This window comes from Robertkochia flava, assembly GCF_020166515.1.
GTDB classification, from domain to species: domain Bacteria; phylum Bacteroidota; class Bacteroidia; order Flavobacteriales; family Flavobacteriaceae; genus Robertkochia; species Robertkochia flava.
The window spans coordinates 60,662-78,248 of record NZ_JAINZT010000006.1; the positions used below are offsets into that span (position 1 = coordinate 60,662).

The following is a 17,587-nucleotide window of genomic DNA, read 5'->3' on the forward strand; positions in this document are numbered from 1 at the left end:
GAATTGATAATCTTAGGGTTAAAGGGTTGATTTAAGCAATTTAACCTGTTGGTTTGGGTACGCCTGCCGTCCTACTGGGAGGAATTATGAATGATGAATTATGAATTATGAATGGTGAATTAGCGGGATGGGTAACCTGACGCTTTTCGTCATTGCGAGGCAGGTGGTGAAGTAATATTTTTAAGGGATGTAGGGATATGGGGAGGTAGGTGGAGGTGTTTGTGAATGGTGAATTATGAATGGTGAATGGTGAATGATGAATTATGAATGGTGAGTTGTGAATGATGAATTATGGATGATGAATTATGAATGATGAATTCACGGGATGGGTAACCTGACGGATGTCGTCATTGCGAGCCAGGTGGTGAAGTAATCTTTTTAAGGGATGTAGGGATGTAGGGATGTGGGGATATAGGGAGGAAGTTGGATGTGTTTATGAATGGTGAGTTGTGAATGATGAATGATGAATGATGAATTTGGGGAAGGGTGGCCTAAAGGGTGTCGTCATTGCGAGGGAGGGCTTTACCCTGACGTGGCAATCTTTTAAAAAAGACCAATTCTTTATACTTCTTTTATTTTGGCAATGGATACTTAGAATATCCTATCCGCCCTGCGGGTACGTTTCTCTTAGAGGGGAAGAGGATTTATCTATTGAGAAGTGGTCTGGTACCTGGTTGTCGTAAAGGGGTAAATTTACCTGCCGGTAGGCAGGGGAGCTAAGGAGCAGAGAAGCGAGGGAGTAAAGGAGTGAAGGAATGAAGGGGTAAAGGGGTAAAGGAGTGAATATACCTGCCCATAGGGCAGGGCAGAAAAAGGAGGGCGGCGCAACCCTGAGTACCTTCAGTCAGGGTCGCGATGCCTATCCTATTTGAAACTCCTTCATCTATAATTTATCATCTATAATCTATAATCCCTCTTTACCCGTTATTTCCAGGGCAGCCACTTTCGTTAACGGACTGGTTAGGGGGCGTGTTGGGACAGCGGTCGTCTGCATCGCTTACCCCATCGTTATCACTGTCTTTCTGGGAATCGGCACATCCGTTTTCGTCGGTAGCACTGTCTTCGGGAGTATCAGGGCAAAGGTCGATCTCATCGGGAACCCCGTCATTATCTGTATCGCCTTCCTGTTCGCTGGCTCCGAAACTCTGTGCATTCTGCTCGGCCGTGCTGGTGGTTTGCTCCCCGTTCGGATTGCCGGAAGGGTTATTCCCACTGTTCTCATTTTGCTGCGCATTGCCCGGATCGTTTTGACCGGGATTACCGGTATTTCCGGAATTGTTATTGTCATTTCCGGATCCGTTACTGTTATTGTTGTTCCGCGGATTATCGTCGTCGTCTGAGGTATCCTCATCTGATTCTTCCGTGGTATTGCTGAGCGTGCTCACCCCGACAGGTTCGGCGTTCTCCTCTTCTTCCTGCCCTGTTTGGGTTTCATCCTCCACCTGGTCGGTCAGGGTCTCATTGTTGAAGTTCACATTCTGGTCATCGTCATTGCTACAGGCCGACAGCGTTATCCATGCGAATACCATCAGCCAACATCTACTACTTCTCATAATTTCTAAGTTAATTGGGTTAGATCAATACAAGTAGCAGGATTTTAAAAAGGTACAAAATGAGCCTGCTTACACTGTTAAGTCTGTCCTATTTGTTTGTTAATTAACGTTTTAGGGAGGTGGGGAGATGGTGAGGCAGGGAGGTAAGGAGGTAAGGAGGTAAGGAGGTAAGGAGGTAAGGAGGTTGAGAGTAGAGAATAGGGAGTAGGGAATGGAAAATGGTGAGTTGTGAATGATGAATTATGAATGGTGAATTCGCGGGATGGGTAACCTGACGCTTTTCGTCATTGCGAGCCAGGTGGCGAAGCAATCTTTTTTAGGGATGTGGGGATGTGGGGATATGGGGAGGTAGGTGGAGGTGTTTGTGAATGATGAATTATGAATGGTGAATTATGAATGGTGAATTCACGGGATGGGTAACCTGACGCTTTTCGTCATTGCGAGCCAGTTGGCGAAGCAATCTTTTTAAGGGAAGTAGGGAAGTAGGGATGTGGGGAGGTAGGTGGATGTGTTTATGAATGGTGAGATGTGAATGATGAATTATGAATGGTGAATTCGCGGGATGGGTAACCTGACGCTTTTCGTCATTGCGAAGGACCGAAAATTTAAAATACAGTAAGTGGCTGTTTTTAGTGAAGGAGTAAAGGGGTAAAGGGGTAAAGTGGTAAAGGGGTAAAGGAATGAAGTGGTAAACCTGCCTGATATCCATCGATAATTTATCATCTATAATCTATCATTTCAGTTTCCGATAGATTCCCGTACCCATGTACCCCCGTACCTACGTACCTTCATACCCTCGTACCCTGCAATCACCCCATAAACTCTTCCAGTTTTTCACCGTGTTCCTTTTTAAGGGCTTCATCAAGGATCACCTTCTGATCTGTATCAAAGGTCTGATTGAAGGAGGGGAGGGAAAAGGTTTGTTCAATGTTACCACCGAATCGGGTAAGGGCGGTCTCTGCGTAGTTCCGGGAGCTCTGCGCCCCTCCGCGTCCGGGGGAAGTGCTCATCAGAAATACCTTTTTTCCCAGCATGAATTCCCGGTCGAATCGCGAGAGCCAGTCGATCAGGTTCTTGAAATAGGCGGAGGGGCCGCCGTTGTGCTCGTTCACCGAAAGGATGATGCGATCGGCAGAGCGGATCTCCTGGTGGAATTCCTTCAGGGAGTTCTTGAATCCGTCGTTCTTTTCGGCATCGGCACTGTACATGGGAAAAGGCATCCCCGACATATCGTACAGCTGGATGTCCTGATCCTCCAGCAGGGAGACCGTGTATTTAACGAGTTGGAAATTGATGGAGGTGGAGGAATTGCTCCCGGCGAAGGCGAGGATTTTCATGTGGTTAATTTTTTATTGTTCTAATATAACGATGCTATTGGAGTTAGGCAAGAAGAAGGGAGTTGTGAATGGTGAAAAGGGAATTATCAATTATAGATTATAGATGATGAATTAGGGAGATGGGTAACCTAAATGCTGCCGTCATTGCGAGCCCGGGGGCGAAGCGATCTTTTTAAGGGATGTAGGGATGTAGGGAGGTAGGGATGTAGAGAGTAGAGAGTGGAGAGTAGTGAAGGAGTAAAGGGATTATAGATTATAAATTATAGATGATTGAATCCCTTTATGCTTAACAACTTTTCTCCTTTGCCTATTCACCTATTTGCCTATTTGCCAATTTACCTCTAAGCTCACCTGCTTTCATTGCGTGCCTGGGGGCGTAACAATCTTTTTAAGGGATGTAGGGAGAAGAGAATAGAGAATAGTGAAGAAGTTAAGTGATTATGGATTATAGATGGATGAATCGCAATATACTTAACAACCCTGCCTGCCGGCAGGCAGGTTTACCACTTCACCTATTCACCTATTCACCTATTTGCCAATATACCTATTCGCTTACCCGCCTCGCAATAACGTCCGGTGGTTCTTTACCACTAACCTGAACTTCGTACCTCTGTACCCACGTACCCACATACCCACATACCCACATACCCCCTAACAGAAGTTATATTCATCATAGTGTTACATATTTTTTAATTTCCATCTATAATCTATAATCTATAATCTATAATCTATCATCTATAATCCATAATCCATAATCCATAATCCATAATCAATCCCCCTATTCCCGACTCCCTATTAACTACTAACTAATTTTTGTACTTTTGATGCTCGTAAAACAAAAACGATCTAATATCCATATATGAAAACCTACGATGTAGCCGTAATCGGCTCCGGACCCGGAGGGTATGTGGCAGCCATTCGCTGCGCCCAGCTGGGAATGAAGACTGCAATCATTGAGAAATACGATACCCTTGGAGGAACCTGCCTGAATGTGGGCTGTATCCCTTCAAAGGCCCTGTTGGATTCTTCCCACCACTATGAGGATGCGGTAAAGCATTTTGAAGAGCACGGGATCGAAATTCCCGGGGAGGTGAAGGTAAACCTGGAAAAAATGATCGCCCGTAAAAACGGGGTAGTGGATCAGACCACCAAAGGGATCAACTTCCTGATGGATAAGAATAAGATTGATGTGTATCACGGACTCGGATCGTTTGCCGATGCCACCCATATCGATATCGCTAAAAATGACGGGGAGAAAGAACAGATCGAAGCGAAAAAGACGATCATCGCCACGGGATCAAAACCTTCCAGTCTTCCCTTTATCGAACTCGATAAGGAACGTGTGATCACCTCTACCGAAGCCCTTTCCCTGAAAGAGGTTCCCGAACACATGATCGTGATCGGAGGCGGGGTAATCGGACTGGAACTCGGACAGGTGTACAGTCGCCTTGGAGCCAAGGTTTCTGTAGTGGAATATATGGACCGCATTATTCCAACCATGGATGCAGCGCTTTCCAAGGAACTCACCAAGGTGTTTAAGAAGGCCGGGATCAAGTTCTATACCTCTCACAAGGTGAAAGAAGTTACCCGAGACGGGAAGAAGGTGACCGTAAAAGCAGACGATAAAAAGGGAAAAGAAGTGGTACTCGAAGGCGATTATGTGCTGGTTTCAGTAGGTCGCCGTCCGTATACCGACGGACTCAACCTGGAAGCTGCAGGGGTGAAGATGAACGACCGCGGACAGGTGGAAGTGAACGATCACCTGCAAACCAACGTTTCCAACATCTACGCTATCGGAGATGTGATCAAAGGGGCTATGCTGGCCCATAAGGCTGAGGAAGAAGGGGTAATGGTTGCTGAGATCATGGCAGGTCAGAAACCGCATATCGACTACAACCTGATTCCGGGAGTGGTATATACCTGGCCGGAAGTGGCTTCTGTTGGGAAAACCGAAGAAGAACTGAAGGATGCAGGAGTAAAATATAAAAGCGGACAATTCCCGATGCGTGCCCTTGGACGTTCAAGAGCGTCTATGGATACAGACGGATTCGTGAAGATCCTTGCCGACGCCGAAACCGATGAGGTGCTTGGAGTTCATATGATCGGAGCGCGTACTGCCGACCTGATCGCGGAGGCTGTAACCGCAATGGAGTTCCGCGCCAGTGCCGAGGATATCTCCAGAATGAGTCATGCCCACCCCACCTATGCGGAGGCAGTGAAAGAAGCTGCATTGGCCGCCACGGAGGATCGTGCACTGCATATCTAATGACCTGAGATCCTGTTTAGAGGATGATAATATGAAAAGCCGCTTCCATTATGGAGGCGGTTTTTTTTGGGGGGTACAGAGGTTACAAGGGTTACAGAGGTTACAAGGGTTACGGAAGATGGATAAAGACGATGGTGAAATTATGCACTTCATGGTTTTCCTCTTTTCCCCGCCCTAAAGGGAGGAGGAAAAACCAGGTTTTATCAATGTAATTAGGATAGCCTTTACTTTCTCTGCATTATTCAGGACCATGCGATTTGTAAACCTAATGACTTTAAGGTCATAGGATTCAAGATAGGTAGTTCTTTCCCGGTCAGCAAGAATCTGTTCATTTGAACTATGGTATGGCCCGTCAACTTCAATTACCATTTTTAAACTATGGGAATAAAAGTCCAAAATGTAAATACCCAAAGGATGCTGGCATCTGAAGTTATAGGAATCAAAAGGTGGACTGTCCAGGATCGCTTTTAAGCATTTTTCAGCCTTAGTTAGATTTTTTCTTAGTTGCTGAGCTTTGAGAAATGTTTCTGGTTTAGCTCCCTTCGACATACTCAGATCGTGATAAGGTTGTTCTGTTTTTTTCATTTACTGAGGTTCTTGGAAAATCCATTTCCACCCTTTAGGGAGGGGAAATGAAATGGATTTTCTTTAGTATGCTTTTAATTAATTTAGAGTTGGATTATTTCTCTTCCCGCTTCACCCATCTCGTATGTACCTTCACGAAATATCATTAAACCTCGTCTTCTCAATGGTCCGTTTAACCAGGAATATCTGAAGCCTCAGGGGTTTGATCTGGTTGTCGATGATTTTACGCGGTGTTTGTAGTCCGAGGTCGGAAAGGATGCCGAGCTGTGCTTTTAAGGCATAGAGATACGAATTGGCCTGGTCGAGGTAGTAAATGAACTCTGCTTCTGAGGTGGCCTTTTTACTGCCTTTTGCCAGGGAGGCCGGGACTTCAACAACGGTTTTCTTTATTAAGGCGCATAAATGGAATTCTTCTGGGGAAGGAAGGATGGAGAGCAGTCTGTAAACCGATTGTACCAGCTCGATGCTGGGTTTCCAGACGGGGAGGTCCCTGTGATTTTTGTAATTGTGGATCATAAAGGGAGGGATTTGTTGTTAGATTGTTCTAATAAATATAGTAAATATTCTATATACAGAGTTGGTTTTGTAATAATTTTTTGATGTAAGTAGCTGATTAAGTGGGTTTTTGGTCTTTCGGTTGGCTTTTGCAAGCGGGGTAATGAACCGGTATCCCGAAAACGACTGACCATTTTTACTGCAGTGCATTCGGATGGGAGGTAGGGGATTTTTGATGATAGATGATAGATTATAAATTATAGATGGTTGAATCGCTATTAGCTTAACAATTTTTCTACTATGCCTATTCACTTATTCACCTATTTACCCATTTACCTATTTACCCATTTACCTATTAGCTCCCCTGCTGTAATTGCGAGCCCGGGGGCGAAGCCATCTTTTTAAGGGATGTAGGGATGTAGGGATGTGGGGAGGTAGGGAGTAGGGAGAAGAGAATAGAGAGTAGTGAAGGAGTTAAGGGATTATGGATTATAAATTATAGATGGTTGAATCGCAATATGCTTAACAACCCTGCCTGCCGGCAGGTTTATTACTTTGCCTATTCACCTATTCACCTATTCACCTATTCGCCCATTTACCTATTTGCCAATTTACCTATTAGGCCCCCCGCTTTCATTGAGAGCCCTGGGACGAAGCAATCTTTTTAAGGGATGTAGGGATGTGGGGAGGTAGGGAGTAGGGAGAAGAAAATAGAGAATAGAGAGTAGTGAAGGAGTTAAGGGATTATGGAGTATAAATTATAGATGGTTGAATCGCAATATGCTTAACAACTTTATTACTTTGCCTATTTGCCTATTCGCCTATTTACCCATTTACCTATTTACCCATTTACCTATTTGCTCACCTGCTTCCTGGGATGAAACAATATCTTAAAGAGCGTAGAGAATGGAGAGTAGTTCAGGGGGAAATGGAAAACAGATAAATTTCCTTAATACTACTGAGAATACTGTATTGTATTAGTTGTTAGTTTCTATTTGTTGGTAATTTCTTTTTATCCAACTCAAACTCAAACTCAAACTCAAACTCCCGACCTACCGTGCTGCGCACAGGCAGGCAAGCTCCCGACTCACCACTAACAACTAACAACTAACAATTAACAACCAAAACTCCCTTAGCATCTTCCCCAAATAATCACTAAATTCGTACCCGCAAAAAACTGACAATTAAATTTTACGATATGAGTAAATATGACGTAATCGTTTTAGGAAGCGGACCCGGAGGCTATGTAACCGCTATCAGGGCTTCGCAACTCGGATTCAAGACCGCCGTGGTAGAGAAGGAAAGCCTCGGGGGCGTATGTTTAAACTGGGGGTGTATACCTACCAAAGCATTACTGAAATCGGCCCAGGTATTTGAGTACCTGAAGCACGCCGACGATTACGGACTCACCGTAAAAAGTTATGACAAGGACTTTGACAAGGTGGTGAAACGCAGCCGTGGGGTTGCCGATGGAATGAGCAAGGGGGTTCAGTTCCTGATGAAAAAGAATAAGATCGATGTTTTGGAAGGATTCGGGAAACTGAAGCCAGGAAAGAAGCTCGATGTAAAAGGTGCAGACGGAAAAACCACCGAATACAGCGCAGACCATATTATTATTGCCACCGGAGCACGTTCCCGTGAGCTTCCCAGCCTTCCGCAGGACGGGAAAAAGGTGATCGGGTACCGCGAGGCCATGACCCTTCCCAAGCAACCTAAAAAGATGATCGTTGTAGGTAGCGGGGCTATCGGGATGGAGTTCGCTTACTTCTACAACTCCATGGGTACAGAGGTAACCGTGGTGGAATTCATGCCTAATGTGGTTCCAGTGGAAGATGAAGAAATTTCAAAACAACTGGAGCGCAGCTTTAAGAAATCTGGTATCAAGGTGATGACCTCTGCAGAGGTAACCAAGGTGGATACCTCCGGTTCGGGCGTTAAAGCTACCGTTAAGACCAAAAAAGGAGAAGAGATTATTGAGGCCGATATCGTGCTTAGTGCAGTGGGGATCAAAACCAATATTGAGGGAATCGGACTGGAAGACGTAGGTATTGCTACCGACAGGGATAAGATCCTGGTAAACGATTTCTATCAGACCAACATTCCCGGATACTACGCCATTGGTGACGTTACTCCCGGACAGGCCCTGGCCCACGTAGCATCGGCTGAAGGGATCCTTTGTGTGGAGAAGATCAAAGGCATGCACGTAGAGCCTATCGATTATAACAACATCCCTGGATGTACCTATTGTATGCCGGAAATTGCCTCTGTAGGATATACCGAAAAGGCGGCTAAGGAAGCCGGATATGATATTAAAGTAGGGAAATTCCCATTCTCAGCCAGTGGTAAGGCCAAGGCCGGAGGAAATGCTGACGGGTTCGTAAAGGTGATCTTCGATGCCAAATACGGCGAGTGGCTCGGTTGCCATATGATCGGAGCCGGGGTTACCGATATGATCGCTGAAGCTGTTGTAGCCAGAAAACTGGAAACCACAGGACACGAGATCCTGAAGGCAGTACACCCACACCCAACCATGAGTGAGGCCGTAATGGAAGCCGTTGCTGCCGCTTACGATGAGGTGATCCACTTGTAGTCCGGTAAGCCTGTAAATACTAAAGTATCAGCAAGGATAATCCGCTGGATAAACCCTCCGCATATAAAATAAATAGAATCCACTTCTTCCTTTTGGGAGGGGTGGTTTTTTTCTTTAGGGTACGGGGGTACGAGGTAGGGGATTATAGATTATTGATTATAGATTATAGATGGTTGAATCGCTTTAGACTTAATAACTTTACCTATTTACCTACCTGACTGCCGTCATTGCGAGGAGGCCTTCGGGCGACGTGGCAATCTCTTGAACAAGTGTAGGAGTTAAGGGATTATTGATGATAGATTATAGATGGATGCCGGGGCTGCTTCATCTTTACAACTTCACAACTTCACAATTTCACAACTTTACGTCTTTACGCCTTTGCCTATTCACCTATTTGCCTATTTACCCACATTCGGGGAAAGGGATTATAGATGGTTGAATCGCTTTAGACTTAATAACTTTACCCATTTACCTATTTACCTAATTACCTATTTACCTATTTACCTATTCACCTATTCGCTCACCTGCTGCCATTGCGGGCCCGGGGCGAAGGAATCTGTTAGTTTGGTGACGGGTTACGGGGTTACGGAGTTACGAGGTAGGGGATTATAGATTATTGATTATAGATTATAGATGGTTGAATCGCTTTAGACTTAATAACTTCACCTATTTACCTACCTGACTGCCGTCATTGCGAGGAGGCCTTCGGGCGACGTGGCAATCTCTTGAACAAGTGTAGGAGTTAAGGGATTATTGATGATAGATTATATATGGATGCCGGGGCTGCTTCATCTTTACAACTTCACGACTTTACGTCTTTACGCCTTTGCCTATTCACCTATTTGCCTATTTACCCACATTCGGGGAAAGGGATTATAGATGCTTGAATCGCTTTAGACTTAATAACTTTACCCATTTACCCATTTACCCATTTACCTATTCACCTATTCACCTATTAGCCACCTGCTGCCATTGCGGGCCCGGGGCGAAGGAATCTGTTAGTTTAGTGACGGGTTACGGGTTACGAAGGTACGAGGTAGGGGATTATGGATTATTGATGATAGATTATAGATGGTTGAATCGTTTTAGACTTAATAACTTTACCTATTTACCTATTTACCCATTTACCTATCCACCTATTCGCTCACCTGTTACCATAAAAAAACCCGGGAGGTTATCCCGGGATCTTTGTTTACAAGGTGGTTGTTCATAAACCCTTGTTCAACGTAAACTTACATAAAATTACCGTCCTGGTCAACTTTTACTTTCACAACCTGGTCGCCGTTCATCAGGGTGATCTTATACCCCTTATGATTCATGCCCTTCTTGTCGTGGTAGGTCACCTTGAAGGCATTTTCGGTCATCACCCAGTTGGGAAAGCGCTCTACAACAGCGTCTCTAACCGCGTCTGGTAATCTCGTGTTCTCGAATTTTTCAATGGTACGTACGATGTTTCCGTCTTTGTCATATGCGGCAACGATCTTGCCGTCCGGAATGTAAAAGGAAACCGTATAAGTATCGTATGAATCATCGTATATATCGGAATGCTTTATGTCGTAATTGGCAACTTTCTGCTCCAGCATCTTTACCGGAACTGCGGCCTGCTGATTGTCTACAGACTGCAGATATTTATAGTTTACAGGCGTTACGACCACTTCAGATAACTCTATATCCTGTGCCATCAAAGGGACGGTCACTCCCAGCATCATTAAACCTAGCAATAACTTTTTCATCGTTGTATATTTAATTGGTTAACAGTCTTTTAAATTATTAAAATCATTCCGATGAAATCCTGACCGCCGTCATTATTCGATTGATTATGTGAAAGTTGGATGATTCGTTGCAGGATTGTTATGATAGTATTTGTAAGGTTATTTTGTATACCGTTTGAAAGATAGGCTTTACACATTTTTGGCAGATGCGTTTGCGCTTTTCCCGGAAAGATTTCGGGATGGGAAAACATCCTTTTACTTTGATTTGTATTTTTACAGCTAAATCTCCTGTACAATGGCAGACAAAGAAAAGATGCTTGCGCGATGTAACGCGATTACCAAAAACACCCTGATGGAAACCCTGAATATTACCTATACCGATATTGGGGAGGATTATCTGACCGCCAGGATGCCGGTGGATGAAAAAGTGCATCAACCCGACGGGGTACTCCACGGTGGGGCTACTGTAGCCCTTGCCGAAAGTGTGGGGAGTGCCGCATCCCTCATTTTTCTGGATAATGAGAAGGTTTTTATAAGAGGGGTCGAGATCGCTGCCAATCACGTGAGCTCTGTACGATCGGGCTACGTCTATGCCACCGCCCGGTTTCTGCATAAAGGCCGAACCACCCAACTTTGGGATATTAAGGTAACAGACGGAGATGGAAAACTGGTTTCGTCCTGTAAACTCACTACCATATCTCTTCCCAAAACCAAATGACAACATTGACCACAGCCAAACTTTTTGATACCCTGACCTCCGTCTGGAAGGAAGACAGACCTTTTGTGGTCTATACTTTTCCGGGGCAAAATGAGGTTCATGCCTGTGTTCAGCATACCAAAGCGGTGATTCCTTCGGGAAGCCTTGACCGTAAGGGATTTGTTTTTGAACCTTTTCACGAAGGTCATCCCGGCGTTTTGATCCCCTCTGATGAAGAATATACTGCACTATATGATCCGGAATCTCCTGAATTAAAACCGGTAGCTGTTCTTAAGGAAGATCGTCCCGAAGGGCATATCAATTTAATCCGAAGGGCTCTTGAAGCTTTAAGAACGGGTGTCCTGGAGAAGGTGGTGCTTTCCAGGCGCATCACCTTACCCGATCCAGGGAAGGCTCCCTTTGAAGTTTTTCAAAACTTACTGCAGGGGTACCCCGGGGCTTTTCGTTATCTGTGGCATCATCCCGGGGTGGGGACCTGGCTGGGTGCTACTCCCGAGACGCTTTTAAGGGTGAGAAACGGGGAGGTGCAAACCATGTCTCTTGCCGGGACACAACCCTACAAGGGAACATTGGAGGTGGAATGGGGAGCGAAAGAAAAGGAGGAACAGGCCATGGTAACCCGTTCCATTCTTGAAAATATGGCGCCTCATGTTGCCGAAGTGACTGCCGGAAATACCAGTACGGTTAAGGCGGGGAACCTGCTGCACCTGCTGACTCCGATAAGAGCCACGCTTCGTGCCGGGGAATCTCCCCTGGTAAATATTGTAAAGGTTCTGCATCCAACTCCGGCCGTATGCGGTTTACCGCGGGAGACTGCCAAAGCATTTATTCTGGATCACGAAGGGTACGACCGCAAGTATTATACAGGTTACCTGGGTCCGGTAGATCCCGGATATCGCACTGATCTGTTCGTCAACCTTCGCTGTATGGAGATGAGCGGAATGCAGTATCATCTCTATGTAGGGGGAGGAATTACCCGCGACTCCGATCCTCAGGCAGAATGGGAGGAGACCGTGAATAAAAGTGCCACCATGCGTTCGGTGCTTTAGCCTTCCCGGGCGAATATTATTTTTGGGTTTTGGATGACCTAATGAGTACTTTTGTGGTAGTAACACCGAACTAGCTTAAGATTTTGATGAAATATCCTGAAATACCATTGGCCCAGACCATCGTGTTCCTGTGCAAGGCCAAAGGCATCCAAAATATAGTGATCTCTCCCGGGAGCAGAAATGCACCCCTCACCATAGGGTTTACCTCCGATCCGTATTTTAACACCTATAGTATCGTCGATGAGCGCAGTGCGGCCTTCTTTGCCATGGGAATGGCGGCACAACAACAGCAACCGGTGGCTGTGGTGTGTACTTCCGGTTCTGCACTTCTCAATTACTCTCCCGCCGTCTCTGAAGCTTTTTACAGTGATGTGCCCCTGGTGGTGATCTCTGCCGACAGGCCACCGTACCGAATCGATATCGGGGATGGGCAAACCATAAGACAGGACAATATCTTCGAGCGACATATCCTGTATTCGGCCAACCTGAAACAGGACCTGCGGGAGGATGATAATCCGCTGCAGCGTGACCAGGACAGTATTCCGCCGCTGATGCAACTTGCTCATAAGGACCTCACGCTTCAAAACGGGGTACAAGCCTATAATGAAGAAGAGATCAACAAGGCCCTGAACACGGCCATTGAGAAAATGGGTCCTGTACATCTTAATGCCCCTTTCGAGGAACCCTTGTATAACAGGCTGGAAAGACCTACCGTAGCACCTGATGTAAATGAGATTACTCCGGTGACCACTATGGTGACTGACCGGGATATGGAAGAGATGGCAGGCATCTGGAATAAGGCAAAGCGGAAGATCGTAATGGTAGGGGTTTTGAAACCGGGTTCCCTGGAGCAAAGACTGCTGGAACAACTGGTAAATGATGATTCTGTAGTGCTCCTTACCGAAACCACCTCAAATTTACATACTTCGAGGGCTTTTCCCTTTATTGACAAATTAATAGCACCCCTGGAAAAGATGGAAGATGCATCCAGGTACTGGGAAGAGTTGCAACCTGAAGTGCTCCTCACCTTTGGGGGCATGGTGGTCTCCAAAAAGGTAAAGGCTTTCCTAAGGAAGTACCAGCCAAAGCACCACTGGCACGTGGATGTGAAAAAGGCGTTTGACACGTTTTTCTGCCTGGAAAAACATATTAAACTGGACATTGGAGTCTTTTTGGAGCGTTTTGCAATGGAAATACATCCGGTGGATAGTGCCTATTACCCCTATTGGGATGCCATAAGAAAAGATCGTTCCCAGCGGCACGAAAACTATTTCAGGGGGCTGTCCTTCAGCGATCTGAAAGCCTATGAAACCGTACTGAAAACCATTCCCACGCCTTTTAACGTGCACCTGAGCAACAGTTCCACCATACGTTACGCCCAGTTGTTTACCCTGGACCCGGAGCTTCAAATATTTTGTAACCGGGGTACCAGTGGGATAGACGGGAGTACCAGTACGGCGGTGGGCGCGGCCTTTAAGAATGAAGTACCCACCCTTCTGATCACCGGGGATCTTTCCTTTTTCTACGACAGCAACGGACTCTGGAACAATTACCTGAAAAATGATTTCAGGATCATCCTTATCAATAATGCAGGGGGAGGGATATTTCGCATTCTTCCCGGAGACAAACAGGATCCGGATTTTGAAACCTACTTTGAAACCACCCATAACCTGCACGCAGAGGGTATCTGTGACACTTTCGGGCTGGAATACCACAGGGCAATGAGTGATGAGGAACTGAAGGCCCAACTAACCACTTTTTATAAGGAAGGAGACCGACCAAAATTACTCGAAGTGTTTACTCCAAGGACACTCAACGATAAAGTGCTTCAGGAATACTTCAGGTATCTTTCCCAAACGGAGCCGTCCTAAAAATTCACCGGGCAGAAAGTAGCCTGAAAGAAATAAAAAAAGATCGCCTGTTTTAAGGGCGATCTTTTTTTCAGGGTTAATTGTTTCTGAAGGATTTATCCGGGAATGCCGGAACTTCCGGTACTTCCCTCGGATCTTCGCTTATCTTTTTTAAGAGGAGGTCTATGGCCGCCTGCAGCTGGGCGTCTTCTCCCTTAAAGGTGGCATGGGGCATATTGACGACTTCAATATCAGGCACAAATCCGTGTCCTTCGATCAGCCATTCTCCCTCTTCGCCATAGACTCCATTCATCGGGGCCCGGGCGATCCCGTTATCGGATAGCCTGTTCACCGAACTCAGCCAGATCTCACCACCCCAGGTTCTGGTCCCGATACTGGTTCCCAGTCCGAGCCGTTTGAATCCTTCGGCAAAGGCTTCCCCGTCTGAGGCGGTGAGTTCATCCACCAGGATCACTATATGGCCCCGGAAGGCATATTGCATATTCCAGTAGGGTTTTCCGGAACGGGATTTCCAGTACATCCATGCCTTGCGCAACAGCTTTTCAAGGATGAAGCTTTCAATATTCCCTCCGCGGTTATGACGCACATCTATAATGAGTCCCGGACGGTTAAAAACAGGGTAAAATTCGCGGTACCATTGATGGAGGTCATTCGGTCCCATCGCTCTCAGGTGCACATATCCCACCTGTTCATCGGTCGTTGCCTCCACGATCTTCCTGCGTGAATATTCCCAATCGCGGTATTTGAGGTCCATATCATTGCCTATGGGTGTCAGGATCTTATTCACCTCTCCTTTTGCGGTTTTAAAGGTGATCCTTGTTTGTTTCCCGCCCTGGTTACGCAACAGGGCACCGATATGGGTAACACTTAGCACAGGGGTGCCGTTAATAGCGGTAATGATATCGCCCTCCTCAATTTGGAGATAGGGATCGTCCAGGGGAGACCTCTCATCCGGATAATCCGGGTCGGCCTGGTAGATGTGTTCGATCCTGTATCCGCCTGAGGCATCATCTCTTTTAAATCGAGCACCCAGGCTGGCTACATCGATGTCATTTTTATCTTCGCGGGTATCTCCTCCGCGAACACTGGTATGGAGCGCCGCAAGCTCTCCTACATAACGCCCAATCAGATCCGACAGTTCTTCCCGGGTGGTGATCCTGTCTAATAGCGGATAGTACCGGTCGTACATCGCTTTCCAGTTTACCCCATGCATTCCGGGATCGTAGAAATAGTCGCGCTCCATACGCCAGGCGTCGTTAAAGATCTGTTTCCAGTCTTCCCTAGGAGAAACCGGAAATTTCCATCCGGAAAGGTCTATACCTTTTTCTTCAAGATCTAGAGCCTTGCCGTGAGAAGCCGGAATGGCATAGAAATTCTGTTTTTTCTGTACGATGATCTTCTTACCATTGCCGCTTAGTTCAAAGCGATTAATATCGTCCATAACTGTTTGCATCTCTGTCTTTTCATCAGAGATCTTTACCGAAACCAGGTGGGTTTTCGCATCCACACCCGTTTCTGCAGTCGTAAAGAACAGGGTGTTATCGTTAACCCTTAGGTTGCGGTAATTTCCCGGTTTTACAGGAATCTCAGTAAGTCGCTCCCTGATGCCTTCCAGGTCTATGGTGACGGTTACAGCGGAGGCTTCGGTTTCTTTTTTGGATGGTTTTCCCTTTTTATCATCCTCGGCAGGCGGTACTTCCTGTGTAAAAAGCTCATCCTTTGGCCTGAAAGGCGACCGGGTGCCGGCCTGTAAGGGGATGAGGTAGAGTTTTTCGGCAGCGTCAAAATAAGGTTCCGGCTGACGGGGCCCCCAGGGAGCTCCTACCAGGCTCTGGAAATTACGGTCGGAGATAAGGTAGAGGAATTTACCATCGGGGCTCCACTGCGGACTGAAGGAATTGGCCCTGTCGGTGGTCACAGCCGTGGTAGTGCCCTTATCCAGGTTATAGAGCATGATCTGAAGCATGGTGTTCTCTGCACTTTGTACAAAGCTGATCCATCTGGAATCCGGAGACCAGGAGTAATCGCCAATGCCTTCGTTATTGGTGGAGATCACCTTTACTTTTCCGGTGTTAACGTCCAGCAGGTTCATATTGTTTTCCAGGTCATGGAAAGCGATGTATTTCCCGTCAGGCGAATTCACGCCACCAAAGCGAAGTACGCTACCGTTGGCTGAAACCTGTTTTTTGTCTTTTATCCCCTGGGGATCTATTCTGACAAATTCAAATTCGCCACTTTCATCAGAGAGGGCATATACCGACTTCCCGTTGGCTGAGAAAAATGCGTCCCTGTAACGTACACCTTCTTTAGGAGCGAAATTGACAAACCTTCCCGTCTTTACCGGGGCTACGAACAATCGTCCGCGGGCCGTAAGCACTATATGTTCACCTTCCGGATCGGTGTTTACCGAAGTAAGGTAGTCGGTAGGGTTGGTAACCCATTTTTCCCTGAGTTGATCCAGGTCGGAGGGTAACCATATATCCAGTTTTTTCGAATTCCCCGTGTTGAGGTCCAGTATCCGGATATCGGCCCCATGATGGTACACGATCCTGTTATCATAAAGGTCTGCTGTACGAATATCGTAGGTTTTGTGTTGGGTGTGCTGTATCATATCGCCACCCTCCGTATTCATAGACCAGATGTTCATGATGCCATCTCTGTCGGTAATAAAGTATACCCTTCCGTTGTGATACATGGGATTGAAACTTTCTCCGGGATGGTCGTTGGTGAGCTTAACGGCCTCTTCTGCTCCTTCTGTGAATTTCCATATCTGCCTTGCAGTACCGCCTTTATATCGTTTGGTCACATTTCTGTGGTCTCTCGGACTCACGAAATATACCGTATTGGTTTGTGTGTCGATATCGGCTTCACTGGCCTGAGCTAGTGGGATAAGACTTTCTGTATGGGTTTTGGTGTTGTGTTTTACTACCTGCAGATCCGGAAGGGTGGCATATGCCGTGGTATGATAAAGTACCTCCTCGTTATTGATCCAGGAGGTTGGGACCGCTCCTTCATTTTCGTAGGTAAGCCGTACAGGCACTCCCCCGGACAGGGGCATCATGTACAGTTCCTCCGGCCCTTCATAACTGGCGGTGAAAACCAGTTGGGTTCCATCGGGTGAGATCACGGGGTAGGCCTCAGATTCGTGATGGGTGGTAAGCCGAATGGCTTGTCCGCCCTGGTCGGAAACCTTCCACAGGTCGCCTTCTGCACTGAAAATAATGGTGTTTTCATGCAGGGTCGGAAAACGGTAATACCCCTGGAATCCCTGGCTGTATGCAGTTTTCCCTAAGCAAAGTAACAAGGCGAACAGGGTGAGGCGAAACAGGGCCTTTTGATGAACGGGAACAGGAGAATGTACTGTTCCCGGGTGGTTTTTTATGTGTTTCATGAAAAATGTTATTACAGGAT

11 protein-coding genes are annotated in these 17,587 nt (G+C 46.4%); 5 read left to right on the forward strand and 6 right to left on the reverse strand.

Annotated elements, in window-relative coordinates; translation table 11 throughout:
• Window positions 1-917 precede the first annotated feature (917 nt).
• Both K7R11_RS09405 and K7R11_RS09410 read right to left on the reverse strand, forming a co-directional pair.
• A complete protein-coding gene (locus K7R11_RS09405; protein ID WP_224490293.1) occupies window positions 918-1,553 on the reverse strand; it encodes a hypothetical protein in 636 nt (211 codons plus the stop codon).
• An 809-nt stretch (window positions 1,554-2,362) separates the two neighbouring features.
• Entirely contained in the window at window positions 2,363-2,890 is a 528-nt protein-coding gene (locus tag K7R11_RS09410; RefSeq protein ID WP_224490294.1) for an NADPH-dependent FMN reductase, read from the reverse strand.
• Window positions 2,891-3,749: 859 nt separating this feature from the next.
• On the opposite strand from K7R11_RS09410, the gene lpdA (K7R11_RS09415) reads away from it, so the two are divergent.
• On the forward strand, window positions 3,750-5,156 hold the full coding sequence (gene lpdA, locus K7R11_RS09415) for a dihydrolipoyl dehydrogenase (RefSeq protein WP_224490295.1): 1,407 nt from the start codon (window positions 3,750-3,752) through the stop codon (window positions 5,154-5,156).
• Window positions 5,157-5,330: 174 nt separating this feature from the next.
• Here lpdA (K7R11_RS09415) and K7R11_RS09420 read toward each other — a convergent pair whose 3' ends face one another.
• Window positions 5,331-5,741 (reverse strand): endonuclease domain-containing protein, encoded by a 411-nt coding sequence (locus K7R11_RS09420; RefSeq protein WP_224490296.1) that lies wholly within the window; start codon window positions 5,739-5,741, stop codon window positions 5,331-5,333.
• Window positions 5,742-5,873: 132 nt separating this feature from the next.
• On the reverse strand, window positions 5,874-6,257 hold the full coding sequence (locus K7R11_RS09425; RefSeq protein WP_224490297.1) for a four helix bundle protein: 384 nt from the start codon (window positions 6,255-6,257) through the stop codon (window positions 5,874-5,876).
• 1,177 nt (window positions 6,258-7,434) lie between these two features.
• Here K7R11_RS09425 and lpdA (K7R11_RS09430) point away from each other — a divergent pair.
• Complete coding sequence (lpdA, locus tag K7R11_RS09430) at window positions 7,435-8,826, forward strand: dihydrolipoyl dehydrogenase (protein WP_224490298.1); 1,392 nt, start codon at window positions 7,435-7,437, stop codon at window positions 8,824-8,826.
• Window positions 8,827-10,058: 1,232 nt separating this feature from the next.
• On the opposite strand, the gene K7R11_RS09435 is transcribed toward lpdA (K7R11_RS09430), so the two are convergent.
• Window positions 10,059-10,559: a nicotinate-nucleotide adenylyltransferase gene (locus K7R11_RS09435; RefSeq protein ID WP_224490299.1), complete on the reverse strand. Its 501-nt coding sequence runs from the start codon at window positions 10,557-10,559 to the stop codon at window positions 10,059-10,061.
• 274 nt (window positions 10,560-10,833) lie between these two features.
• Here K7R11_RS09435 and K7R11_RS09440 point away from each other — a divergent pair, with 274 nt between their 5' ends.
• The 3 genes from K7R11_RS09440 (at window position 10,834) to menD (ending at window position 14,176) form a co-directional block, all read left to right on the forward strand.
• Window positions 10,834-11,256, forward strand: a complete 423-nt coding sequence (locus K7R11_RS09440; protein ID WP_224490300.1) for a PaaI family thioesterase — start codon at window positions 10,834-10,836, stop codon at window positions 11,254-11,256.
• Window positions 11,253-12,305, forward strand: a complete 1,053-nt coding sequence (locus K7R11_RS09445; RefSeq protein WP_224490301.1) for a chorismate-binding protein — start codon at window positions 11,253-11,255, stop codon at window positions 12,303-12,305. Before K7R11_RS09440 ends, K7R11_RS09445 begins: the two co-directional genes overlap by 4 nt.
• Window positions 12,306-12,391: 86 nt before the next feature.
• Window positions 12,392-14,176, forward strand: coding sequence for a 2-succinyl-5-enolpyruvyl-6-hydroxy-3-cyclohexene-1-carboxylate synthase (gene menD / locus K7R11_RS09450; protein ID WP_224490302.1), 1,785 nt, complete (start codon window positions 12,392-12,394; stop codon window positions 14,174-14,176).
• 76 nt (window positions 14,177-14,252) lie between these two features.
• On the opposite strand, the gene K7R11_RS09455 is transcribed toward menD, so the two are convergent.
• Window positions 14,253-17,567, reverse strand: coding sequence for a S41 family peptidase (locus tag K7R11_RS09455; protein ID WP_224490303.1), 3,315 nt, complete (start codon window positions 17,565-17,567; stop codon window positions 14,253-14,255).
• Window positions 17,568-17,587 lie beyond the last annotated feature (20 nt).

Coding starts and splice junctions, on each gene's coding strand:
- K7R11_RS09405 (WP_224490293.1), bottom strand. CDS start 1,553: ATGAGAAGTAGTAGATGTTGGCTGATGGTATTCGCATGGATAACGCTG.
- K7R11_RS09410 (WP_224490294.1), bottom strand. CDS start 2,890: ATGAAAATCCTCGCCTTCGCCGGGAGCAATTCCTCCACCTCCATCAAT.
- lpdA (WP_224490295.1), top strand. CDS start 3,750: ATGAAAACCTACGATGTAGCCGTAATCGGCTCCGGACCCGGAGGGTAT.
- K7R11_RS09420 (WP_224490296.1), bottom strand. CDS start 5,741: ATGAAAAAAACAGAACAACCTTATCACGATCTGAGTATGTCGAAGGGA.
- K7R11_RS09425 (WP_224490297.1), bottom strand. CDS start 6,257: ATGATCCACAATTACAAAAATCACAGGGACCTCCCCGTCTGGAAACCC.
- lpdA (WP_224490298.1), top strand. CDS start 7,435: ATGAGTAAATATGACGTAATCGTTTTAGGAAGCGGACCCGGAGGCTAT.
- K7R11_RS09435 (WP_224490299.1), bottom strand. CDS start 10,559: ATGAAAAAGTTATTGCTAGGTTTAATGATGCTGGGAGTGACCGTCCCT.
- K7R11_RS09440 (WP_224490300.1), top strand. CDS start 10,834: ATGGCAGACAAAGAAAAGATGCTTGCGCGATGTAACGCGATTACCAAA.
- K7R11_RS09445 (WP_224490301.1), top strand. CDS start 11,253: ATGACAACATTGACCACAGCCAAACTTTTTGATACCCTGACCTCCGTC.
- menD (WP_224490302.1), top strand. CDS start 12,392: ATGAAATATCCTGAAATACCATTGGCCCAGACCATCGTGTTCCTGTGC.
- K7R11_RS09455 (WP_224490303.1), bottom strand. CDS start 17,567: ATGAAACACATAAAAAACCACCCGGGAACAGTACATTCTCCTGTTCCC.